Annotated in this window: 19 protein-coding genes and 1 riboswitch; of the genes, 4 read left to right on the forward strand and 15 right to left on the reverse strand. The window is 74.7% G+C overall.

The window, feature by feature from the left end:
• Window positions 1-336 (forward strand): integrase core domain-containing protein (locus ACFZAT_RS05115; RefSeq protein ID WP_391260314.1); only part of this gene is annotated, 336 nt, incomplete at its 5' end.
• Between the two features lie 173 nt (window positions 337-509).
• Here ACFZAT_RS05115 and ACFZAT_RS05120 read toward each other — a convergent pair.
• The 7 genes from ACFZAT_RS05120 to ACFZAT_RS05150 form a co-directional block, all read right to left on the reverse strand.
• Complete coding sequence (locus ACFZAT_RS05120) at window positions 510-1,469, reverse strand: AEC family transporter (protein WP_391260317.1); 960 nt, start codon at window positions 1,467-1,469, stop codon at window positions 510-512.
• A 104-nt stretch (window positions 1,470-1,573) separates the two neighbouring features.
• On the reverse strand, window positions 1,574-2,011 hold the full coding sequence (locus tag ACFZAT_RS05125) for a transglycosylase SLT domain-containing protein (RefSeq protein ID WP_391260321.1): 438 nt from the start codon (window positions 2,009-2,011) through the stop codon (window positions 1,574-1,576).
• A gap of 302 nt (window positions 2,012-2,313) precedes the next feature.
• Window positions 2,314-3,183 carry an ECF transporter S component gene (locus tag ACFZAT_RS05130; RefSeq protein ID WP_391260324.1) on the reverse strand — a complete coding sequence of 290 codons (870 nt, stop codon included), beginning with the start codon at window positions 3,181-3,183 and terminating at the stop codon, window positions 2,314-2,316.
• A complete protein-coding gene (locus ACFZAT_RS05135; protein ID WP_391260327.1) occupies window positions 3,135-4,859 on the reverse strand; it encodes an ATP-binding cassette domain-containing protein in 1,725 nt (574 codons plus the stop codon). Before ACFZAT_RS05135 ends, ACFZAT_RS05130 begins: the two co-directional genes overlap by 49 nt.
• Window positions 4,856-6,016, reverse strand: a complete 1,161-nt coding sequence (locus tag ACFZAT_RS05140; protein WP_391260330.1) for an energy-coupling factor transporter transmembrane protein EcfT — start codon at window positions 6,014-6,016, stop codon at window positions 4,856-4,858. The genes ACFZAT_RS05135 and ACFZAT_RS05140 overlap by 4 nt, the downstream gene beginning before the upstream one ends.
• Window positions 6,013-6,708, reverse strand: a complete 696-nt coding sequence (locus tag ACFZAT_RS05145; RefSeq protein WP_391260332.1) for an SCO2322 family protein — start codon at window positions 6,706-6,708, stop codon at window positions 6,013-6,015. Before ACFZAT_RS05145 ends, ACFZAT_RS05140 begins: the two co-directional genes overlap by 4 nt.
• On the reverse strand, window positions 6,705-7,967 hold the full coding sequence (locus ACFZAT_RS05150) for a prenyltransferase/squalene oxidase repeat-containing protein (RefSeq protein WP_391260335.1): 1,263 nt from the start codon (window positions 7,965-7,967) through the stop codon (window positions 6,705-6,707). The genes ACFZAT_RS05145 and ACFZAT_RS05150 overlap by 4 nt, the downstream gene beginning before the upstream one ends.
• 122 nt (window positions 7,968-8,089) lie before the next feature.
• A riboswitch (cobalamin riboswitch) is annotated at window positions 8,090-8,161 on the reverse strand.
• A gap of 292 nt (window positions 8,162-8,453) precedes the next feature.
• Between ACFZAT_RS05150 and ACFZAT_RS05155 the strand changes: the two genes are divergently transcribed.
• Together ACFZAT_RS05155 and ACFZAT_RS05160 are read left to right on the forward strand one after the other, a co-directional pair.
• Complete coding sequence (locus tag ACFZAT_RS05155) at window positions 8,454-9,092, forward strand: helix-turn-helix domain-containing protein (protein ID WP_391260338.1); 639 nt, start codon at window positions 8,454-8,456, stop codon at window positions 9,090-9,092.
• 48 nt (window positions 9,093-9,140) lie between these two features.
• Entirely contained in the window at window positions 9,141-9,602 is a 462-nt protein-coding gene (locus ACFZAT_RS05160) for a DUF3291 domain-containing protein (RefSeq protein ID WP_391261628.1), read from the forward strand.
• Here ACFZAT_RS05160 and ACFZAT_RS05165 read toward each other — a convergent pair.
• The 3 genes from ACFZAT_RS05165 to ACFZAT_RS05175 are packed head-to-tail and all read right to left on the reverse strand — an operon-like array spanning window position 9,599 to window position 13,576.
• A complete protein-coding gene (locus ACFZAT_RS05165) occupies window positions 9,599-10,732 on the reverse strand; it encodes a DNA glycosylase AlkZ-like family protein (RefSeq protein WP_391260342.1) in 1,134 nt (377 codons plus the stop codon). The two genes, ACFZAT_RS05160 and ACFZAT_RS05165, sit on opposite strands and share 4 nt — an antisense overlap.
• 18 nt (window positions 10,733-10,750) lie before the next feature.
• On the reverse strand, window positions 10,751-12,733 hold the full coding sequence (locus ACFZAT_RS05170) for a GAF domain-containing protein (protein ID WP_391260345.1): 1,983 nt from the start codon (window positions 12,731-12,733) through the stop codon (window positions 10,751-10,753).
• Between the two features lie 36 nt (window positions 12,734-12,769).
• Complete coding sequence (locus ACFZAT_RS05175; protein WP_391260348.1) at window positions 12,770-13,576, reverse strand: 3-hydroxybutyrate dehydrogenase; 807 nt, start codon at window positions 13,574-13,576, stop codon at window positions 12,770-12,772.
• Window positions 13,577-13,859: 283 nt separating this feature from the next.
• Between ACFZAT_RS05175 and ACFZAT_RS05180 the strand changes: the two genes are divergently transcribed.
• Window positions 13,860-15,104: a PHB depolymerase family esterase gene (locus ACFZAT_RS05180; protein WP_391260351.1), complete on the forward strand. Its 1,245-nt coding sequence runs from the start codon at window positions 13,860-13,862 to the stop codon at window positions 15,102-15,104.
• Between the two features lie 55 nt (window positions 15,105-15,159).
• Here ACFZAT_RS05180 and ACFZAT_RS05185 read toward each other — a convergent pair whose 3' ends face one another.
• The 5 genes from ACFZAT_RS05185 to ACFZAT_RS05205 are packed head-to-tail and all read right to left on the reverse strand — an operon-like array spanning window position 15,160 to window position 19,577.
• Entirely contained in the window at window positions 15,160-16,053 is an 894-nt protein-coding gene (locus ACFZAT_RS05185) for an alpha/beta fold hydrolase (RefSeq protein WP_391260354.1), read from the reverse strand.
• Window positions 16,050-17,162 carry a branched-chain amino acid ABC transporter permease gene (locus ACFZAT_RS05190; RefSeq protein ID WP_391260357.1) on the reverse strand — a complete coding sequence of 371 codons (1,113 nt, stop codon included), beginning with the start codon at window positions 17,160-17,162 and terminating at the stop codon, window positions 16,050-16,052. The genes ACFZAT_RS05185 and ACFZAT_RS05190 overlap by 4 nt, the downstream gene beginning before the upstream one ends.
• Complete coding sequence (locus ACFZAT_RS05195) at window positions 17,159-18,046, reverse strand: branched-chain amino acid ABC transporter permease (protein WP_391260360.1); 888 nt, start codon at window positions 18,044-18,046, stop codon at window positions 17,159-17,161. Before ACFZAT_RS05195 ends, ACFZAT_RS05190 begins: the two co-directional genes overlap by 4 nt.
• Entirely contained in the window at window positions 18,046-18,792 is a 747-nt protein-coding gene (locus ACFZAT_RS05200) for an ABC transporter ATP-binding protein (RefSeq protein WP_018103408.1), read from the reverse strand. The genes ACFZAT_RS05195 and ACFZAT_RS05200 overlap by 1 nt, the downstream gene beginning before the upstream one ends.
• Entirely contained in the window at window positions 18,789-19,577 is a 789-nt protein-coding gene (locus ACFZAT_RS05205; RefSeq protein WP_391260364.1) for an ATP-binding cassette domain-containing protein, read from the reverse strand. The genes ACFZAT_RS05200 and ACFZAT_RS05205 overlap by 4 nt, the downstream gene beginning before the upstream one ends.

Genomic DNA, 19,577 nt, shown 5'->3' on the forward strand with positions numbered 1-19,577 from the left:
GCGTTCTTCGCCGCCCACGGCATCACCGTCGAACGCGTCCTGACCGACAACGGCTCCTGCTACAAGTCGAAGCTGTTCACCCACGCACTGGCCACGGCCGGCATCACCCACAAACGCACCAGGCCCTACCGGCCCCAGACCAACGGCAAGGTCGAACGCTTCAACCGCACCCTCGCCGACGAGTGGGCCTACCAGCGGCCCTACCGATCCAACGACGAACGCATCAGAGCCCTGGCAGACTTCCTCCACACCTACAACCACCACCGAAGCCACACCGCACTGAACGGCAAGCCACCCATCAGCCGGATTAACAACGCTGCGGGTCAATACACCTAGGCCCTGTCGTCACATTCCCGTCTGCCGGGCGACGCCATGCACGCACTCTCGCCGCACCGGCCCCAGACCCCAGTACATCCAGTACAGGGGTCTGGGGCCGGCACGCCGAGAGCACGCACCTGACGCCGCCCGGCCCGCCCTCCGGGCGGACGACGGCAATGTGACGACAGGGCCTAAGACCCCAGCGCCCACGCGGCCACCGACAGCGTGACCATCGACACCAGCGTGGAGGCCACGATCGCGTCGCGGGCGGGCCCGGTGCCGAGGCCGTACTCGCGGGCGTAGATGAAGGAGTTCTGGGCGGTGGGCAGCGCCGCGCACAGCACGACCGCGAGCAGCTGGTGCTCGGGGAGGTGCAGCAGCGGGCCCGCCACGAGCAGCGCGGCCAGCGGCTGGCCCAGCGTCTTCACGGCCACCACGGCCGCCGTCTCCGCCCGCTCCCGGCGCGCCCGGCCCCCGCCGCCGTCCGGCCCCCGGTGCAGCGACAGGCCGAGCGTGATCAGGGCCGTCGGCACCGCCGCCGCGCCCAGCACCTCGCACGGGTGCGTCACGGCGGCCGGCAGCCGAAGGCCCGTCGCGGAGACGGCCACGCCGAGCAGCGAGGCCAGGATGATCGGGTTGCGCAGGGGCATCGCGAGCAGCCGCCGCACCCCGCCACCGGGGCGCCGCCCCTCCGCCCCGCGCGTCCCGGAGTCCAGCAGCGTCAGGATCACCGGCGAGAGCACCAGCACCTGGAAGAGGATGACCTGCGCGACGAACGAGGCGTCGCCCAGCACCTGCGCCGCCACCGGGATGCCCAGGTTCGCGGAGTTCACATGGCCCGAGGACATGGCGCCGATCGCCGCCTCCGCCCGCCCCCGGCCGAAGACCCGCCGGACGAGGACGAACCCGGTCCCGGCCGCCACCGCCGTGCTCGCCGCGAACGCCACCATCGACGGATGGCCGAACACGTCCGGACTCGCCCCCGACACCATCGTGAACAGGGCGGCGGGCATGGCCACATGGAAGACGAACCGGCCGAGCACGGCCTCCGCCTGCTCCCCGAGCAGCCCGCCGCGCCCGACCGCGTAACCGATGCCGGTCAGGACCCAGATGGGGGCGAAGGCGGAGAGCAGGGCATGCATGGCCGCCATGATCCCCGTACGCCTGTTCGGCTCGGTGGCTGACCCCCGACAGGCCGAAGCCCCGGCCGCGGTGCGGTCGGGGCTTCGGGTTCACTGGTTCAAGCCGGTCCGGCTCAGTACCAGTTGTGGGCCTGCCAGAAGGACCAGGCGCCACAGGGGCTGCCGTAGCGGGAGTTCATGTAGTCCATGCCCCACTTGATCTGCGTGCCGGGGTTGGTCTTCCAGTCCGAGCCGGCGGACGCCATCTTCGAACCGGGCAGGGCCTGGACCAGGCCGTAGGCGCCGGAGGAGGCGTTCGTCGCGCTCGGGTTCCAGCCGCTCTCGTGGCTGACGATGTTGCTGAAGCACTGGAACTGGGCGTCGTCACCGATCATCTGCTTCGCCGTGTCCTGGGCACTCCCGGCAGAGGTCGGTGCGGCGGACGGGGCCGCCATGGCCGGGGAGACACCCAGGCCGATGCCGGTGGCGCCCAGCAGCACGGAGGCGCCTGCGATGGCGGCCTTACGACGGGTGGTGCGGGGCTTGGCGATGAGGTTACGGGCGAACGTCACAGGGAACCTAACGTCGGGAACGGGGGAGTCGCGGCTCGGTCCGAATCCTGCGCTGACCGGCGTTCGTTGACCGCGATCCCTGGTGAGGACCCTGCGGTGCTCGGCGACGGGATCCAGTCTTAGCGAGTCCGTTCAGCCGTGGCAACGACCCCTGTTACGACCCCGCCTCGCACCCGGGGCCGAAGGTCCCGAACCACCCCAAACCGCTTCATGGCAGGTCGGGTGCGGTACGGCGGGGACCACTCGGCGCCGGACGGGGCTCCTAAGCCGCTTCGTACAGGACCAAGGTCCTGTGGGTGCCCTCACTCGCCAGGAGTGCCGAATGTGACCTGGGCCTCGAAGGAAGCGCGCCGCGTGGCCCGCCGCAGCGCCTTCAGCAGCGGCGCCCCGACCGTCAGCGTCAGCACCACCGTGAGCACGGCCCGGCCCAGGTCCCAGCCGAGCGAGGTCGTCGCGCAGTAGGCGAAGAAGCGGACCAGATTGTCGCCCAGCGGGTCACCGGGCCGGAACGAGATGCCCGAGGCGAGGCCCGGCACGATCGTCCACCCGTACAGATTCATGATCGTCCCGTACGCGAACGAGGCGACGGCTCCATAGCCCGCGAGCATCAGCAGCTCGCCGCGCCCGCGCAGCCGGTCCGGACCCGGCAGCAGCCCCGCGCCCATCGTGAACCAGCTCATCGACAGCATCTGGAACGGCATCCACGGCCCCACTCCGCCGGTCAGCAGCGCGGACGCGAACATCGTCACGGACCCCAGCACGAAGCCGAAGCCCGGCCCCAGCACCCGCCCGCTCAGCACCATCAGGAAGAACATCGGCTCAAGCCCCGCCGTGCCCGCCCCCAGCGGGCGCAGCGCCGCCCCGACCGCCGCCAGCACCCCCAGCATCGCGACCGCCTTCGCGTCGAGCCCGGCGTCCGCGATCATCGCGACCACCACCCCGACCAGCAGCGGCAGCAGCGCCGCGAACAGCCACGGCGCGTCCTGCGCGTGCGCGAGCCCCGAGTCCCGGTCCGCGAGCAGCGGCCACCCGAAGGCGGCGATCCCGATCGCGCTGATCAGCACCAGCGCGACGACCGCCCGGGGGCCCAGCCGGACCGGGCGGCCGCGCCTGCGCACCTCGCTCACGCGCCACCCCCCAGGGCCGCGCGCACCTGGGAGACGGTGAGCCATTCCTGCGGGGCGAGGACCTTGGCGGTCTGCGGGGCGAACGCGGGCGAGGACACCACGACCTCGGCGGTCGGGCCGTCCGCGACGACCTCCCCGTCGGCGAGGATCACCACCCGGTGCGCCAGCTCGGCGGCCAGCTCCACGTCGTGGGTGGCGAGCACGATCGCGTGGCCCTCGGCGGCCAGCGCGCGCAGCACCCCGACCAGCCGGGCCTTCGCCGCGTAGTCCAGACCCCGGGTCGGCTCGTCCAGGAGCAGCAGCGGCGGCCTGGCGGTCAGCACCAGGGCGAGGGCCAGGGCGAGGCGCTGCCCCTCGGACAGATCGCGGGGGTGCGTGTCGTCGCCGACCCCCGGCAGCAGCTCCGAGACCAGGGCCCGGCAGCTGCCCGGCTCCGCCCCGGCGTCGGTATCGGCCGCCGCGCACTCGGCGGCGACCGTGTCCGCGTACAGCAGATCGCGCGGCTCCTGCGGTACGAGGCCGACGCGGCGCACCATCTCGCGCGGCGGCGTCCGGTGCGGGGGCAGGCCCCCGGTCAGGACGGTGCCGGAGGTGGGCTCGACCATGCCGACGAGGGCGCCGAGCAGCGTGGACTTGCCCGCGCCGTTGCGCCCCATCAGGGCCACGGTCTCCCCGGCCCGGACGGTGAGCGAGACCCGGCGCAGCGCCTCGACGCGCCCGCGCCGGACGCCGAGCCGTTCCGCCCGGGCGGCGGGGGCGCCGGCGGCGGGTTCGGGGGCTTCGTGCGGGTCGCGCCGGAACAGCCGGGCGAGGGCGCCCCGGGAGGGGGCGGGCCGGGGCTCGGGAAGGGGGGCGGCGGGCATCGCGGGCCGGGGCGCGTCCTCGTCCGCCGCCCCCGGGGTCACGTCCGCCAGCCGGTCGCGCAGTTCGCCGGCCCTGCGCCGGGCGTCCCGGACCGTGAGGGGCACCGGGTCCCAGCCCGCGAGGCGGCCGAGCGCGACGACCGGGGGGTGTACGGGGGAGACCGACATCACCTCGGCGGGCGTGCCCATCACCGGGGCGGCGCCCGGCGAGGGGAGCAGGACGACCTGGTCCGCGTACTGCACCACGCGCTCAAGGCGGTGTTCCGCCATCAGGACCGTGGTGCCCAGGTCGTGGACGAGCCGTTGGAGGACCGCGAGGACCTCCTCGGCGGCCGCGGGGTCCAGCGCGGACGTCGGCTCGTCCAGGACCAGGACGCGAGGGTGCGGGGTGAGGACCGAGCCGATCGCGACCCGCTGCTGCTGGCCGCCGGAGAGGGTGGCGATCGGGCGGTCGCGCAGTCCGGCCAGGCCCAGCAGGTCGAGGGTCTCCTCGACCCGCCGCCGCATCACGCCCGGGGCCAGACCCAGCGACTCCATGCCGTAGGCGAGCTCGTCCTCGACCGTGTCCGTCACGAAGTGCGCCAGGGGGTCCTGGCCCACCGTGCCGACCAGGTCCGCCAGCTCACGGGGCTTGTGCGTCCGGGTGTCGCGCCCGTCCACGGTGACCCGCCCGGTCAGCCGGCCGCCCGTGAAGTGCGGCACCAGACCCGAGACGGCCCCGAGCAGCGTGGACTTGCCGACCCCGGAGGGGCCGACGAGCAGCACCAGCTCACCCTCCGGGATCGTCAGGTCGACCCCCGAGAGCGTGGGGCGCTCGGCCCCCTCGTACCGCACCGAAACAGCGTCGAACCGGATCACACGCGCTCCTGGAAGCCTGTGGGGGAGGGCGGGACGGGCGCGACCACCGCCGGAAGCAGCCCCAGCAGCACGGCGGCGGCCGGCCACAGCGGCAGCACGGGAGCGGTCAGCGGTACGACCCCGGGGTGCAGCGCGGCCGGATCGGCGTTCCCGGCCCAGATCATCGCCGCCGCGACCGCCGCGCCGGACCCGGCGACCGTCCAGGCCCGGACGCCCCACCGGTCGGGCCGGTAGCGGGTCCGCACCGAACGCGCCCCGCCGAGCCGGAGCCCCGCCATCGCGGCGGCGAGACCGGCGGCGAGCAGCGGCATCCCGTAGCCGGCGCCCTCGGCGGCGAGCAGCCCGTACGTACCGGCGCAGACGCCGAGCAGCCCGCCGAGCGTCAGGACGTTCGTGGTGTGCCGGACGGCGGCCGGGACCTGGGCGGTACGCCCGTAACCCCGCGCGTCCATGGAGGCGGCCACGGCGACCGACCGTTCGAGGGCGCCCTCCAGGACCGGCAGCCCGATCTGGAGGACGGCCCGCACACCGCCGGTCGGCCGGCCGCGCAGCCGGCGGGCGGTGCGCAGCCGCAGCACGTCGGCGACCATGTTCGGCGCGAACGTCATGGCCACGACGACGGCGACCCCGGCCTCGTACAGCGCGCCGGGCAGCGACTTCAGCAGCCGGGCCGGGTTGGCGAGGGAGTTCGCCGCGCCGACGCAGATCAGCAGGGCCGCCAGCTTCGCCCCGTCGTACAGCGCGAACACCAGCTGCTCGGCGGTGACCCGGCCGCCGATCCGGACGCCCTTCGCCCAGTCGGGCATCGGCACCTCGGGCAGCGTGAACAGGGTGTGCGTGCCGGGGATCGGGGAGCCGAGGAAGACGGAGAACAGCAGCCGGACCGCGATCACGAAGAGCCCGATCCGGATGAACATGCCGTACGACCTGGCCCACGGCGCGTCCGTGCGGCGCGCGGCCACCACGTAACCCGCGACGCCGACCAGCAGGCCGAGCAGCAGCGGGTTGGTGGTCCGGGACGCGGCGGTGGCCAGGCCCAGCGCCCACAGCCACCACGCCCCGGCCGGCAACGCGTTGGAGCGCGTCGCGGCGGGGGCGCGCCAGGCGGGGAGCCGGTCCGTCGCGGTGTCCGTGCGGCCGGCCGTCGAGCCGGTCATCCGCGGCGGCGGCGGGCCTGCGCGACTGCGGCGATGCCGAGGAGCAGCACGGCGCCGATCCCGACGAGGATGCCGGCGGACGGGCCGCCGTCGTCGCCGTGGGCGGAGGTGGGGGCGGCCGTGGTGGGCGCCGCGCTGCCGCCGTCCGTGCCGCCGTTCGCAGCGCCGCCGTCCGTGCCGCCGGTCTCGGAGACCTGCTCGCCGCAGCCGGTGGCCGGGTAGCCGGAGATCGCGCAGAGCATCGCGCTCGCGTCGTACCGCAGCGGCTTGGCGACCGCCGCCAGCGCCTCCGCGCCGCTCGCGTCCTTCGCGACCCGCGCGCAGGCGGCCCGCGGCGGGGGCGGGGTCTCCCCGTCCGGCGCGTCGGCCGCGGTGCCCGGGTCGATGACGACCGCGACGCGCTTGCTGCCGTCCTTCGCCGGGGTGTCCGCGCAGACCTTCTCGAAGTCGGGCGCGCGGCGCGGCTTGGAGGCGTCCTGGGAGTCCGCGCTCACCGAGAAGCGGAAACCCTGCACCGAGCCGTCCTCGGGCCGTACGAGCGAGGGCCCCTGGGTGGCGTACGACCAGCCGTCCGCCGAGCCCTCCCAGAACGACCAGTAGCGGTAGCCCGCCGCCTGGGCCGCGCCCGCGCCGAGCAGCGCCAGGACGCCGCCGACGACGAGGAGCACGAGCGCCCGTGCGAGGCGGCTCACAGCTGCTGGTTCTTGCGGCGGCCGCTGATCAGGAAGCCGGCGCCCGCGCCGACCGCGAGGCCGATGCCGACGAACCACCAGACGCCGCCGATGCCGTCGCCGTCGCCGCTGTCCTTCTTCTCCTCGTCCTCCGTGGCCGTCGGCTGCGGCTTCTTCACGGCGGCCGGCTCGGGGCCGGTCGCGTTCAGCCGGGAGACGAGGTCGGCGCCGCCGAAGTCGTGGACGTCGGCGCCGGTCGCGTGGGCGGCCAGGATCAGCTGGGCGTAGGCGGCGGGGCCGCTCTGCTCGGCCCAGGCGGCGGAGTTCTTCTTGAGCCAGGCGACCGGGCCGGCCGCCTTGTCCTTGTGCCCGGCGGCGGACAGGGCGACGACCGCGTCGGCGGTGTTGCCGAAGTCGGGCTGCGGGGCGCTGTCCTCCGCGCCGGGCATCGGGGCGGCGTCGAGGTGGCCGCTCTTGGCGAGGGCGGTGGTGAGCCAGGCGGCGCCGTTCTGGGCGGCCTGCTCGGGCTTCAGCGGGGAGCCCTTGTGGCAGGCGGGGTCCTTCACGGCCGCGTTGTCCGAGACGACCAGGCCCTTGCCGAGCGCGCCGAGGACTCCTGCGGCGGTGGCGTCACCGTTGGGGGCGAGCTTGCCGGCCTTGTCGGGCTGGTAGGCGAAGGCCCCGCCGTCCTTGCCGCCGCAGGGGATGGAGAACGTGAGCAGCGCGGCGTACGGGGTCTTGCCGCCGTGCGTCGTGACGTCGCCCAGCTTCTCGCCGGCCCGGGCGAGGGTGCCGATCACGATCGACGTGGAGTTCGCGTCGCTGGGGCTGCCGGCGGTGTAGCCCCAGCCGCCGTCCTCGTTCTGGACGGACTTGAGCCAGCTGACCGCGTTCGCGACGGCGTCCTGGTGCCCGCCGACCGCGCGCAGGGCCTGGGCGGCGGCGGCCGTCGCGTTGGTGTCGACCATCGTCTTGTCGGTGCAGGGCGTGGAGGCGTCCGGGCGGTACGCGGGGAACGCGCCGCTGTCGCACTGCTGGCCGGTCAGCCAGTCGACGGCCTTCGTGGCCGGGGTCACGCCCACGGCCTGCTGCGCGAGGAACGCGAGCGACTGCCGCCACACCCCGTCGTACGTCGGGTCGCCGGTGCCGTAGAGCCCGGAGGGCAGCGCAACCGAGGGGGAGGGCGACGGAGACGGCGCGGCGACGGCGGCCGGGGCGGCGGCCGCGCAGAGCGCGGCGGCGGTGACGGCGAGCGCGGCGGCGCTGCGGCGTGCGGTCATGGCGGGTGGTGCCTCTCCTGGGGGCCGGGGCAGGCACACACGGCACCGGGCTCCGGCTCCGTATACCTCGACGGGGCGGGCCGCCGGGGTTCCGGCGGCGTGAGCCGGTCACGACTCGGACAGGGCATTCCGACTTTCGCCTTGCGGCGGTTTACGGCTGCGGGTCAGCGCCGGATTCGCACCGGCTTCCCCCTGAACGGGCATAGTGACGACGCGGCCAGTCTAGCGGGCGGGCTTTCCTCCCCTCCCCGCCCCTTCCCGAAACCGGGGCGCCGCCCCGCACCCCGCTGCTCAAGTGCCGCAGGGGCTGGTCTTCGGGGCGCCGCCCCGGACCCCGCGCCTCACCGCCGGCGGGGCTTGGTTTGCGCCGGGGTGGGTCCCTTGCCGCGGGCGAAGGGCGGCGGCCAGCTCAAGCCCCCGCGGCGCTTGAGCGGCGGGGGTTCGGGGGCAGCGCCCCCGAGAGGCGTGCGGCCTAGACTCGGGCCCGTGAGCAGTGATGACGCCGCCCTGGACGCGCTAGCGATGCTCGGGGACCCCGTACGCCGCGGGCTGTACCGGCACGTGGCCGCCGCCCAGGGCGACGTCACGCGGGACGCCGCCGCCGACGCGGCCGGGGTGACGCGGGCCGTGGCCGCGTTCCATCTGGACAAGCTCGTGGACGCCGGGCTCCTGGAGACCACGTTCCGGCGGCTCTCCGGCCGCACCGGACCCGGCGCCGGGCGGCCGTCCAAGCTGTACCGGCGGGCGGACGGCGAGCACGCCGTCTCCGTGCCGCCGCGGTCGTACGACACCGTGAGCCGGCTGCTCGCGGAGGTCGTCGAACGCGCCGGGCTCGACACCGAGTTGCAGGCGGCGGCCCGCGCCGCCGGGCAGGCGGCGGGCGCGGCGGACCCCGTCCACGCGCTGCGGGAGCGCGGCTACGAGCCGTACTGGGACTGCGGGAAACTCCGTCTCAACAACTGCCCGTTCCACGCGCTGGCGGAGCAATTCCCGGCTCTGGTCTGCGGGATGAACCTCGCCGGCATCGAGGGGCTGCTCGCCGAGGGCTGGAGCGCCGCCATGGACCCGCTGCCGGAAGGCTGTTGTGTCGCGATCGAGGGGCCCGAAGGGACCGGCGAAGTCTAAAAAAGAATCCGTTGACTTTAGAAGGTTCACCCGGCCATGCTTGAGCCCGTGAACGACTTCCACCTTGCCCAGGTCAACGTCGGGCGCCTCCTCGCCCCGCTCGGCAGTCCGCAGATCGCCGACTTCGTCGCACAGCTCCCCGAGATCAACGCCCTCGCCGACCACGCCCCCGGCTTCGTCTGGCGGATGGTGGACGGGGAGGGCGCCGACGCCACGAGCCTCCGCCCGGAGGACGGTGACGACCTCTTCCTGATCAACTGCTCGGTCTGGGAGTCGGTCGAGGCGCTGAAGGCGTACGTGTACCGCAGTGACCACCTCAGGGTCCTGGCCCGCCGCCGCGAATGGTTCGAGCGCCTGGCCGAGCACCACTCGGCCCTGTGGTGGGTCCCGGCCGGACACCGCCCGAGCGTCCAGGAGGCGATGGACCGGGTCGCCCTGCTCCGCGCCAAGGGCGACACCCCCGACGCCTTCACCTTCCGCGCCCCGCACCCGCCGCCGGGCAGGACCTAGAGCATCCGCACCTCTGCGTCCGGAAGCTTCGTCCACCAGTGGTGGTAGCGGTTGTAGACCACCCGCTCGCGGTCGCCGAGGAAGGCGGTCAACGCCTCGGCCTCCGCACCCAGTTCGTCCCACACGGCGGCCGGCAGCGGACGGAACGCCGTGGCCTCGACCCCCTCGGCCGTCGGACGCCACACGCCCGCGACCAGGCCGTCCACCAGCAGGGTCGGCAGCACGTCACCGTTGCGCCGGATCACCAGCGGGCGGTACTCCGGCGGTATCACCCGGCTCCGGTCCGCGTACGCCAGCAGCGTGGAGTCCCACATCGCCATGAGCCGGGACGGGGCGGGGGTGCCGGCGTCCGGCCGGGGCGCGTTCGGGAGGTCGAACAACGCCTCCCCGTCCACCCCCTCCAGACGCTCCACCTCGTCCGCCATGGCCGCCAGCTCCGCCCGGACCGGCGCCCGCCCCACCATCGAGAACTGCGCCACGTCCGCGACCGACGCCGGGCCGAACCCGGCCAGGTAGCGCAGGATCAGCGCGCGCAGCGCCGCCCGGTCCACCGTCCGGCCCCGGGGCGCGGGCCCCGCGCCCGCCGCGACGAACGAGGCCCGCGCGCCGAAGGACCACGGCGGGCCGGTCGGGACGTGATGGAGCGGGGCGTACGTCTTCATGCCCCACCACACCGCATCCTTCCGCTCCGCGCCGAAGCGCTCGGCCAGCCACGCCTGGATCTCCGCCGACGTCCTCGGCGTACGGGCGAACTCCACGACCTCCGCGACCAGTTCCTCGCCGTCGGCCGAGGTGAGCCCGGACGCGGTGAAGCGGGAGCCCAGCCGCGAGGCGTACAGCACCGGCCGCACCGCCGCCCGGAAGGCCGGGTAGTCCTCGGCGTGCACCGCGTGCAGCGTGATCCGCATGAGCGTCGCCTTGACCACCGACCGCTCGGCGAAGGCCGCGTCGAGCGCTTCCGGGGTGAAGCCCGAGAGCCGGTTCCACAGGGCGATGTACGGGGACGCCGGATGCTGGGCCTGGAGCGCGACCACCCGCCGCACCCCCTCGGACGCGGTCAGCGGCTCACGGGCCAGCAGCAGTTGACGGCTGAGGGTCGCCCGGTTCAGGGCGCGCGCGGTGATCGTCACGATTCCGGATTCTGCCCGTCAGGCCGGCCGCGTGTCCCGCGAGGCCCCCGACAACAGGTGCAGCCGCAGTGCCAGCTGGAGCTCCAGCGCCCGGTCCGGCTCGTTCCAGTCGCGGCCCAGGAGCACCTGGATGCGGTCCAGCCGCTGCACCACTGTGTTCACATGGACGTGCAGCTCGTCCTTGGCCCGGATCAGGCTGCCGCCCGCCCCGAAGTACGCGCTCAGCGTCCGCACCAGATGCGTGCCGCGCTGCGCGTCGTACTCCAGCAGCGGCCCCAGGGCCGCCGCCACGAAGCCGTCCACGTCCTGCGCGTTGCCCAGCACCACGCCCAGGAACCCCAGCTCCTCCACGCACGCGCCCTCGCCGCTCCGCCCCAGCACCCGCATCGCCCGCAGACAGCGCGCCGCCTCCGCGTACGCGGCGGCCAGCTCGCCGGGGCCCCGGGCCGGACCTGCGGCCGCCACCGTGACGGGGGCCTGGGCCAGCTGCCCCAGCTGGGCCGCCGCCGCCCGGGCCGCCGCGCCCGCAGCCGTGCCGGTGTCCTCCGTCAACAGCACCACCGCGCCCGCGTGTTCGGCGCTCACGCCCTGGTGCTCGCCGCCGAACAGGAAGCGCATCGCGGCCGGGGCGAGACGCTCGCGCGCCCCGGTCTCCGCCACGAGCAGCAGATGCGGGCGGTCCAGGTCGATGCCCAGGCGGCGGCCCCGCTCGGCCAGCCCCGCCGGGTCACGGGCCGGGTCCGACAGCAGGTCCGCGATGAGCTCACCGCGTATCCGGTTCTCCGTCTCGGCCACCGTGCGCCGCAGTAGCAACAGCAGGCCCGTCACCACCGCCGACCGCTCGAACAGCCGCCGGTCCGAGTCGTCCAGCGGGCGGGCCCGGTGCAGGACGAGCCCGGCCAGCAGCTCCTGTCCGGCGAGCACCGCGCACACCACCCGCCCGTCGCGGTGCACCGCCCGCGCGCCCGTACGCGACTCCTCGGCCGCCTCCGCCAGCCAGCCGGCGTCCATGCTGTCGGCGGCGAAGCCCGAACCGTCCGGGCGGACGGCGGCCAGCGGGCGGCCGCCCGGGTCGTGGATGGTCAGCGGCGAGCCGAGCAGCCCGGCGACCGCCGCCGCCACGTCCTTGACGTCCCGGCCGCGCAGCACCAGGTCGGTGAGCCGGTCGTGCGACTCCTCCGCCCGCCGCATGGCCGCCGAGTGCGCCCGCACCGAGGCGTTGGCCTCGGCCAGCTCCGCGTTCGCCTCGGCCAGTTCGGCCAGCGCGGCCGTCGTGTCGGCGAGCGCGCGGGCCGTGTCGATGGCGATCGCCGCGTGCGCCGCCAGCGAGCAGAGCAGGGCCACCTCGTCCGGGCTGAAGACCCGGGGCGAGCGGTCCGCCGCGAACAGGACGCCGATCACCTTTCCCGTACCGCCCCGGCTCGACCCCAGCAGCAGCGGCACGCCCAGGATCGCCACCAGGCCCTCGTCCAGCACCCCGGCGTTGATGTTGCGGGTGTGGCGGAAGCGGTCGTCGGTGCGGTAGTCCGGCGTCGCGTACGGGCTCGCCGTCTGCGCCACCAGGCCGCCCAGCCCCTCGCCCAGCTCAAGGCGCAGCCGCTGGAAGAGCACCGAGACCGAGCCGTCGGTGACCCGCATGTAGGTGTCCCCGGCCTCCTCGTCCGGCAGCGTCAGATACGCGGTGTCCGTGCCCAGCAGCATCCTGGCCCGCCGCACGATCGCCTTCAGCACGTCGTCCAGGTCCCGGGAAGCCGCCAGGTCGCCCGCCGTGTCGAACAGCGCGGTCAGCTGGGCCTCGCGCCGCCGGTGCTGGCGCAGCGCGCTCCTGATCCGCAGCGCGGTCGCCGTCGCCCGCTCCACCTCCGCCAGCTCCTCGGCGGGCACCCCGTCCGCCCGCGCCTGCGAGGAGACCGCCCCCAGCGCCTCGGCCGGGGCGTCGTCGGCCAGCAGGTCGAACAGGCGCCGGAGGTGGGGCGCGGCGGCGGGGAGCGGTTCAGGCATGGCGTCCAGGGTTCCTCGGGGGTTCGGGCGGGCGGGTCAGTTCGCGGTCCAGCCGCCGTCCATGGAGAGCGAGGAGCCGGTGATGTGCCCGGTGCGCGGGCCGCACAGCCACAGGACCGCCTCGGCGACGTCCGCCGGTTCGATCAGCCGCTTGAGCGCGCTGCGTTCCAGCATCACCCGCCCGATCACCTCCTCCTCGGAGATGCCGTGCGTGCGGGCCTGGTCGGCGATCTGGTTCTCCACCAGCGGGGTACGCACGTATCCGGGGCAGACGCAGTTGCTCGTCACCCCGTGCTCCGCCGCTTCGAGCGCGACCACCTTGCTCAGCCCCTCCAGTGCGTGCTTGGCCGTGACATAGGCCGATTTGTACGGGCTCGCGCGCAGCCCGTGCACCGAGGAGATGTTGACCACGCGCCCCCAGCCGCGTTCGTACATGCCCGGCAGGGTCCGGCGCAAGACGCGGAACGGGGTCTCCACCATCACGCGCTGGATCAGCGCGAACCGGTCCGGCGGGAACTCGTGCACCGGCGCCACGTGCTGGATGCCCGCGTTGTTGACCACCACGTCCACATCGGCCGGCAGGGTGTCCACGACGTCGGGCTCGGACAGGTCCACCACCCAGGCCGTCCCGCCCAGCTCCTTCGCCAGCTGCTCGGCGGCCTCACCGGCCCGGTCCACGACGTGCACATGGGCGCCCGCAGCGGCGAGCGCCTGCGCACAGGCCCGCCCGATGCCGCTCGCCGCCCCGGTCACCAGTGCGGTGCGCCCGGCCAGGACGGGTTCTGCGGGCGCCTGCGCGGGGGCGGCGGCGGGCTGGTGATCCGGTCTGCGGGAAGTCTCCATGGCCGTCACCGTAGGTACGCGCGGGCCCGCGTCACACGGCGTCGGTGCACACACCCGCGTAGCGGCGCATGGTGGCGGCGTACATGGTGCGGGTCCCCGGGCGGCCGCCGGACCGGGACCGCCGGGTACCGCTCCTCCGGGTCCACCGCCGGGCCCCGCCGCGCAAGGGCGTCGGGGCACACAGCGGGGGCCGGGGTGTGGCCACCGGTCCCATGGGCGGGGGCCGGTGCCGCTCGTAGGTTCCGGCAGCAACCCGTACCCCCACGGCAGGGAGAAAGCACCCGTGCGCCCACCGATCCTGAAACGCCTCTGCCGCCGCATCGCGGCGACGGCCGTCCTCGGACTGCTCGCGGCGACGCTGAGCGTCACCACCGCGCAGCCCGCCGCCGCTGCCTCCGGTCTCCAGCAGGTGACCGGCTTCGGCTCGAACCCCGGCAACCTCCAGATGTACGCGTACACCCCCGCAGGACTCCCCGCGAACGCCCCGCTGGTCGTCGCCCTGCACGGCTGCACGCAGACCGCCGACGCCTACTACACCAACTCCGGCTGGCCGAAGTTCGCCGACGAGTGGGGCTTCGCCGTCGTCTTCCCGCAGACCACATCGGCGAACAACGCGCTGTCCTGCTTCGGCTGGTTCGACCCGAACGAGGACACCCGGGGCAAGGGCGAGGCCGCGTCGATCGTGCAGATGGTCGACTACGCGAAGAAGACCTACGGCTCCGACGGGCGCCGGGTGTACGTCACCGGGCTCTCGGCCGGCGGCGGGATGACCGCCGACCTGCTCGCCGCCTACCCGGACGTCTTCGCGGGCGGCTCGGTGGCCTCCGGGCTGCCCGCCCAGTGCGCGACCAGCCAGGCCGCCGCATCGGGCTGCCAGACGGGCCCGCAGAAGCTGACGCCCGCGCAGTGGGGCGACAAGGTCCGCGCCGCGTACCCGGGCTACAAGGGCCCGTGGCCCCGGGTCGCGATCTGGCAGGGCACCTCGGACTACACGGTCTACCCGGCCAACGCCACGGCCCTGCGGGACCAGTGGACCAATGTGTGGGGCATCAGCCAGACCCCGTCGTCCACGGACAGCCTCCCCGGCAGCACCACCCGCACCGTCTACAACGACGCGTCCGGGCAGCCCGCGGTGGAGATGTACTCGGTCTCCGGCATGGGCCACGGTCTGCCGGTCAGCCCCGGCTCGGGTGCCCAGCAGTGCGGCTCGACGGCCGCGTACTTCCTGAACACCCTCTGCTCCACGTACTACACGGGCGTCTTCTGGGGCCTGGACGGCGGCACCGACCCGGGCGATCCCGGTGACCCGGGGGACCCCGGTGACCCGGGCGACCCCGACCCCGCGCAGTGCTACACCGCCACCAACTACGCCCACGTCACGGCGGGCCGGGCGCACATGTCCGGCGGGTACGTCTACGCGAACGGCTCCAACCAGAACATGGGCCTGTACAACGTCTTCGTCAGCCACACCCTGAAGGAGACCCCGGCCGGCTACTTCGTCATCGCGGACAGCGGCTGCACCGCCTGACCGACCACGACGAGCGGGGCCCGGCATGCACGCCGGGCCCCGCTCGTACGGGCTCTCAGCCCCGCGCCAGCGCCACCAGCCGGTCCGCGATCTCCCGGCCGCCCCGGTCGCCGGTGAGGACCGTGTAGTGGTTCACGTCCTTCACCGCGACCGGCTCCACCCGGGTCCCGTCCAGACCGGCGGCGGCGAGCCGGCCCTCGTCGTACAGGCCCTGCTCCTCGTCCATCAGGCCGCGCGCGGCCCACAGCAGCGTCGCGTCGACGGGCAGCTTCCGCACCGCGGACAGGACCTCCTCGTCGAACAGGCCGACCCCGTCCGTGCGGATCGCCTCGATCCGGCACGACGAGCGCAGCTCCGGCTCCTCGCCCGTCAGGTCGCGCTGGATGTACGCGTCCACCTCGTCCGACCACGCCCCCGCGAACGCCGGATGCGCCTGCCAGAACGCCCGGTAGGCACCCCGGTCCGGGAAGGTCATCGACAGCCGGTCCATCGCCGGGCCGATCACCGCCGTCATCAGCTCGTCCGGCGTCAGGTGCGTCGGCGCCGGGAAGCCGATGCCGCCGTCCACGAGCAGCAGCGGTCCGAAGCGGTCCGGGTGGCGCACCGCCGCGAGGGCCGCCACGAACGCGCCCATCGAGTGGCCCGCGAGGACCACCCGGTCCCGGCCCAGGGCCTCGGTCAGGGCGGCGATGTCGTCGGTGTGCGCGGCGATCCCGTACGGGCCCGGCAGCCGCGCGCTCCCGGCCCGGCCGCGCAGGTCCGGGGCGACCAGCGTGACCCGGCCGTCCAGCAGCCGGGCCACCGCCGCCCAGGACAGGGCGTTGGAGGTGATCCCGTGCAGGGCCACCACGACCGGGGCCGCCGGGTCGGCGGCCGGCCAGCGCAGGGCCGCCAGGGAGCCCCCGCGCACGGGGACTTCGATCTCTTCGTACTCCGCGAGCGGGCTCAACTGACTCCGGTCTCCTTACGGTTGGACGCGCCCCTGAGCCGGGACGGAAGGCGGGCCAGGCCGCCGGGCAGCAGATGTACCACGGCCACGAACACCACGCCGAGCAGGAACAACGGCTGCGACAGCGGTACGCGCAGCACCGCCGGCAGGTCCGCGACCGTGCCGGACCCGGCGAGATCGCCGAGCCGGTGGTCGGCCCAGGTGTACAGGATGCCGCCGACCATCGGGCCCCACCGGGTGCCCGAGCCGCCGAGGACCACCATCACCAGCAGCGACAGCGTGAAGTCCGAGGTGGTCGTCTGCGGGGTCGAGCCGCCCGTGAGCAGCAGGTGCACGATCCCGCCGAGCGCGGCGAGGGCCCCCGCGACCACGAAGGCCGTCAGCTTGAACCCGTACGGCTTCAGGCCCAGGACCTCCACCCGGCGCTCGTTCTCCTTGATGCCCTCCCAGACCCGGCCGGTGGGGGAGCGGACCGCCCAGTGGACGACGCCCAGGGTCAGGACCAGGTAGGCCAGCGCGATCCAGTACAGGTTCGCGGTGTTGTCGATGCCGACCAGCGAGGACGGCAGCAGGTCCGACGGGGCAGCCCGGCCCTCCTCGCCGCCCGTGACCCCGCCGGGGTTGCGGGAGACCAGGATCGAGCCCGCCTGCGCGAAGGCCAGGGTCACCATGGAGAAGCCGATGCCGGTCACGCGCAGGCTCACCGAGCCCAGGGCCAGGGCGAGCGCGATCCCGAAGAGCAGCCCGAGGACCGCGGCGAGCGCGAACGGCAGCCCCGCCTCCAGCAGGAACAGATTGGTGGCGTAGCCGCCCGCCGCGAAGTACAGGGCGTGGCCGAAGGAGAGCAGCCCGGTCCGCCCCAGCAGCAGGTCGTAACCGGTGGCCAGGGCGCCGAACAGCAGGCAGGTCGCCAGGAGTTGCAGGCTTCCCGCCGAGCCCAGCGGCCCGTCCAGCAGGCCCGGCACCGGCACCGCGCTGAACGGCGCGATCACCAGGACCAGCAGGACGGCGGCGGGCCACCAGCGCAGCGGCCGGAAGCGTCCGGCGGGGGCCGGTCCCGCGGCGGTGCGGCCCGCGGTGCGGTCGGGTGTGTCGGTGGCGGTGCTCACGCGAGCCTCCCCGTCAGTCCGCGCGGCCGGATCAGCAGCAGCACGGCGAGCAGGACGACGACCGCCAGATCGCCGAGCCCCGCTGCGGTGTAGTAGTTGGCGAACTGCTGGACCAGGCCGATGACCACCGACGCCACGGCGGCGCCGGTCACCGAGCCCATGCCGCCGGTGACCACGACGACGAACGCGAAGATGAGCAGCGAGGTCCCCTGACGCGGGTCGACCGAGCCGAAGTACAGCCCGCCGAGCGCCCCGCCCAGCGCCGCCGCGCAGCCGCCGATCGCGAAGACCAGCGTGAACGCCTTGCGGACGTCGATGCCGAGCGCGGTGACCATCGCCCGGTCCTCGACACCGGCCCGGACGACCAGGCCGTGCCGGGTCCGCCCGAGGAACAGCCGGAGCGCGACCAGCACCACGACCGCCGCGCCCACCAGGACCAGCCGGTTGACCGGGACCTGCGCGCCCAGCAGCCCGAAGGTGCCGGACAGCGCCTCGGGCCCGGGGAAGGTGTGGGCGTCCGAGCCCCAGACGCCGGAGAGCAGCGCGGGCACCGCGAGTCCCACCCCGACCGTGGCGAGCACCTGCTCGCGCGGCCGGGTGTAGAGCGGGCGGACGACCGCGAGTTCGAGGAGCACGGCGGCGGCGGTGCCCACCGCCGTACCGAACAGGACCGCGAGCACGAAGCCGGCGCCGCCGGGGCCCGCGCCGGGGAGGTTCCCGGCCGCGGCCCACCAGGTGCCGTACGCGCCGATGGAAAGCAGCGCCCCGTGGGCGAAGTTGAGCACGTCCATCAGGCCGAAGATCAGCGAGAGTCCGGACGCGACGAGGAAGTAGAGGGCCCCCAGACCGAGACCGGTCATGGTGAGCAGGACGAGGGTGGACATCAGGAATCCGCCTTCACGGAAGGGTGTGCGGGGAGCGGGCCGTGGCCCACACCGAGCAGCGTGCGGGCCGCCTCCGCGTCGCCCAGCAGCTCGGCGGCCGGGCCCCGGTGGGCGGTGCGGCCGTCGGCGAGGACCACGCAGTGCCCGGCCAGCCGCCGCACCACGGCGAGGTTCTGCTCCACGAGGAGCACCGGCACCGCCTCGGCGGCCCGTTCCAGCACCTGGGCCACCTCGGTGACCACCTTCGGCGCCAGGCCCTTGGTCGGTTCGTCCGCGATGATCAGCCGGTTGGCGTTGAGCAGGGTGCGCCCGATGGCCACCATCTGCTGCTGGCCGCCCGACAGCGTCCCGGCCAACTGCCGGGCCCGCTGCTTGAGTTCCGGGAACAGCTCGTGGACCAGGCCGTACGCGGGTTCGCCCGCGCCGCGCCGCTCGGCCAGGCGCAGGTTCTCCGCGACGGTCAGCCCGGCGAAGATGCCCCGGTCCTCGGGGGCGTAGCCGATGCCGCGCCGGACCAGGGCGTGCGTGGGCAGGCCCGCGGTCTCCTCGCCGTCGAGCCGGACGCTCCCGGCGCGCGGGACGAGCCCGAGGATGCCCCGGACCGTGGTGGTCTTCCCGGCGCCGTTGCGCCCGAGGAGCGCGGTGACGCCGTGCGCGGTGACGTCCAGGTCGACGCCGTGCAGGATGTGCCGGCCGCCGATCAGGACGCGCAGATCCCGTACGTCCAGGAGGGGTTGCTCCGTCACAGTCCCTCCCCGAGGTACGCCTGCTGCACGACCGGGTCGGCGGTGACCGCCTCCGGGGTGTCCAGGGCGAGCAGCCTGCCGTGGTGCATCACGGCGAGCCGGTCCGCGAGGCCGAGCAGGACGTCCATGTGGTGTTCGACCATGAGGACCGTGCGCCCCTCCTCGCGGTGCAGGGTGCGGATGAGTTCGGTGAGGGCGGGGACCTCCTCGGCGCTGACCCCGGCCATCGGCTCGTCGAGCAGCATCAGCCGGGGCTCGCCCACCAGCAGCACGGCGAGCTCCAGCTTCCGCTTCTCGCCGTGCGACAGCTCGCCCGCCGTGGCCCCGGCCCGGTGGCCGAGGCCGGTGCGTTCCAGGACGCCGGCCACGTCGGCGGTGTACGGGTCGGCGCGCCGCCACAGCCGGTACGAGCCGCCCCGGGCCGCCTGTGCGGCGAGCCGTACGTGGTCGGCGACGGTCATCGCGGGCCACAGGCTGGAGGTCTGGAAGGTCCGGCCGACGCCGCGCCGGGCCCGGACGTGCGCGGGCCGGTCCGTCATTTCGGCGCCGTCCAGCTCGATCCGGCCCGCGGTCGGCAGGTTCAGCCCGCTGATCAGGTTGAACAGGGAGGTCTTGCCCGCCCCGTTGGGCCCGATGAAGGCCAGGAACTCGCCCTCGCGGACGCTCAGGGAGACGTCCTCGACGATGGTGGCGCCGCCGACGCTCCAGCCGAGTCCTGCCAGCCGGAGCACCGGCGTCTCCCGGTCCGCCGGGCTCGCCTGCCCGAGGGTGTGGGGTGCGGTCAC

This window comes from Streptomyces sp. NPDC008163, assembly GCF_042956885.1.
Taxonomy (GTDB): domain Bacteria; phylum Actinomycetota; class Actinomycetes; order Streptomycetales; family Streptomycetaceae; genus Streptomyces; species Streptomyces drozdowiczii_A.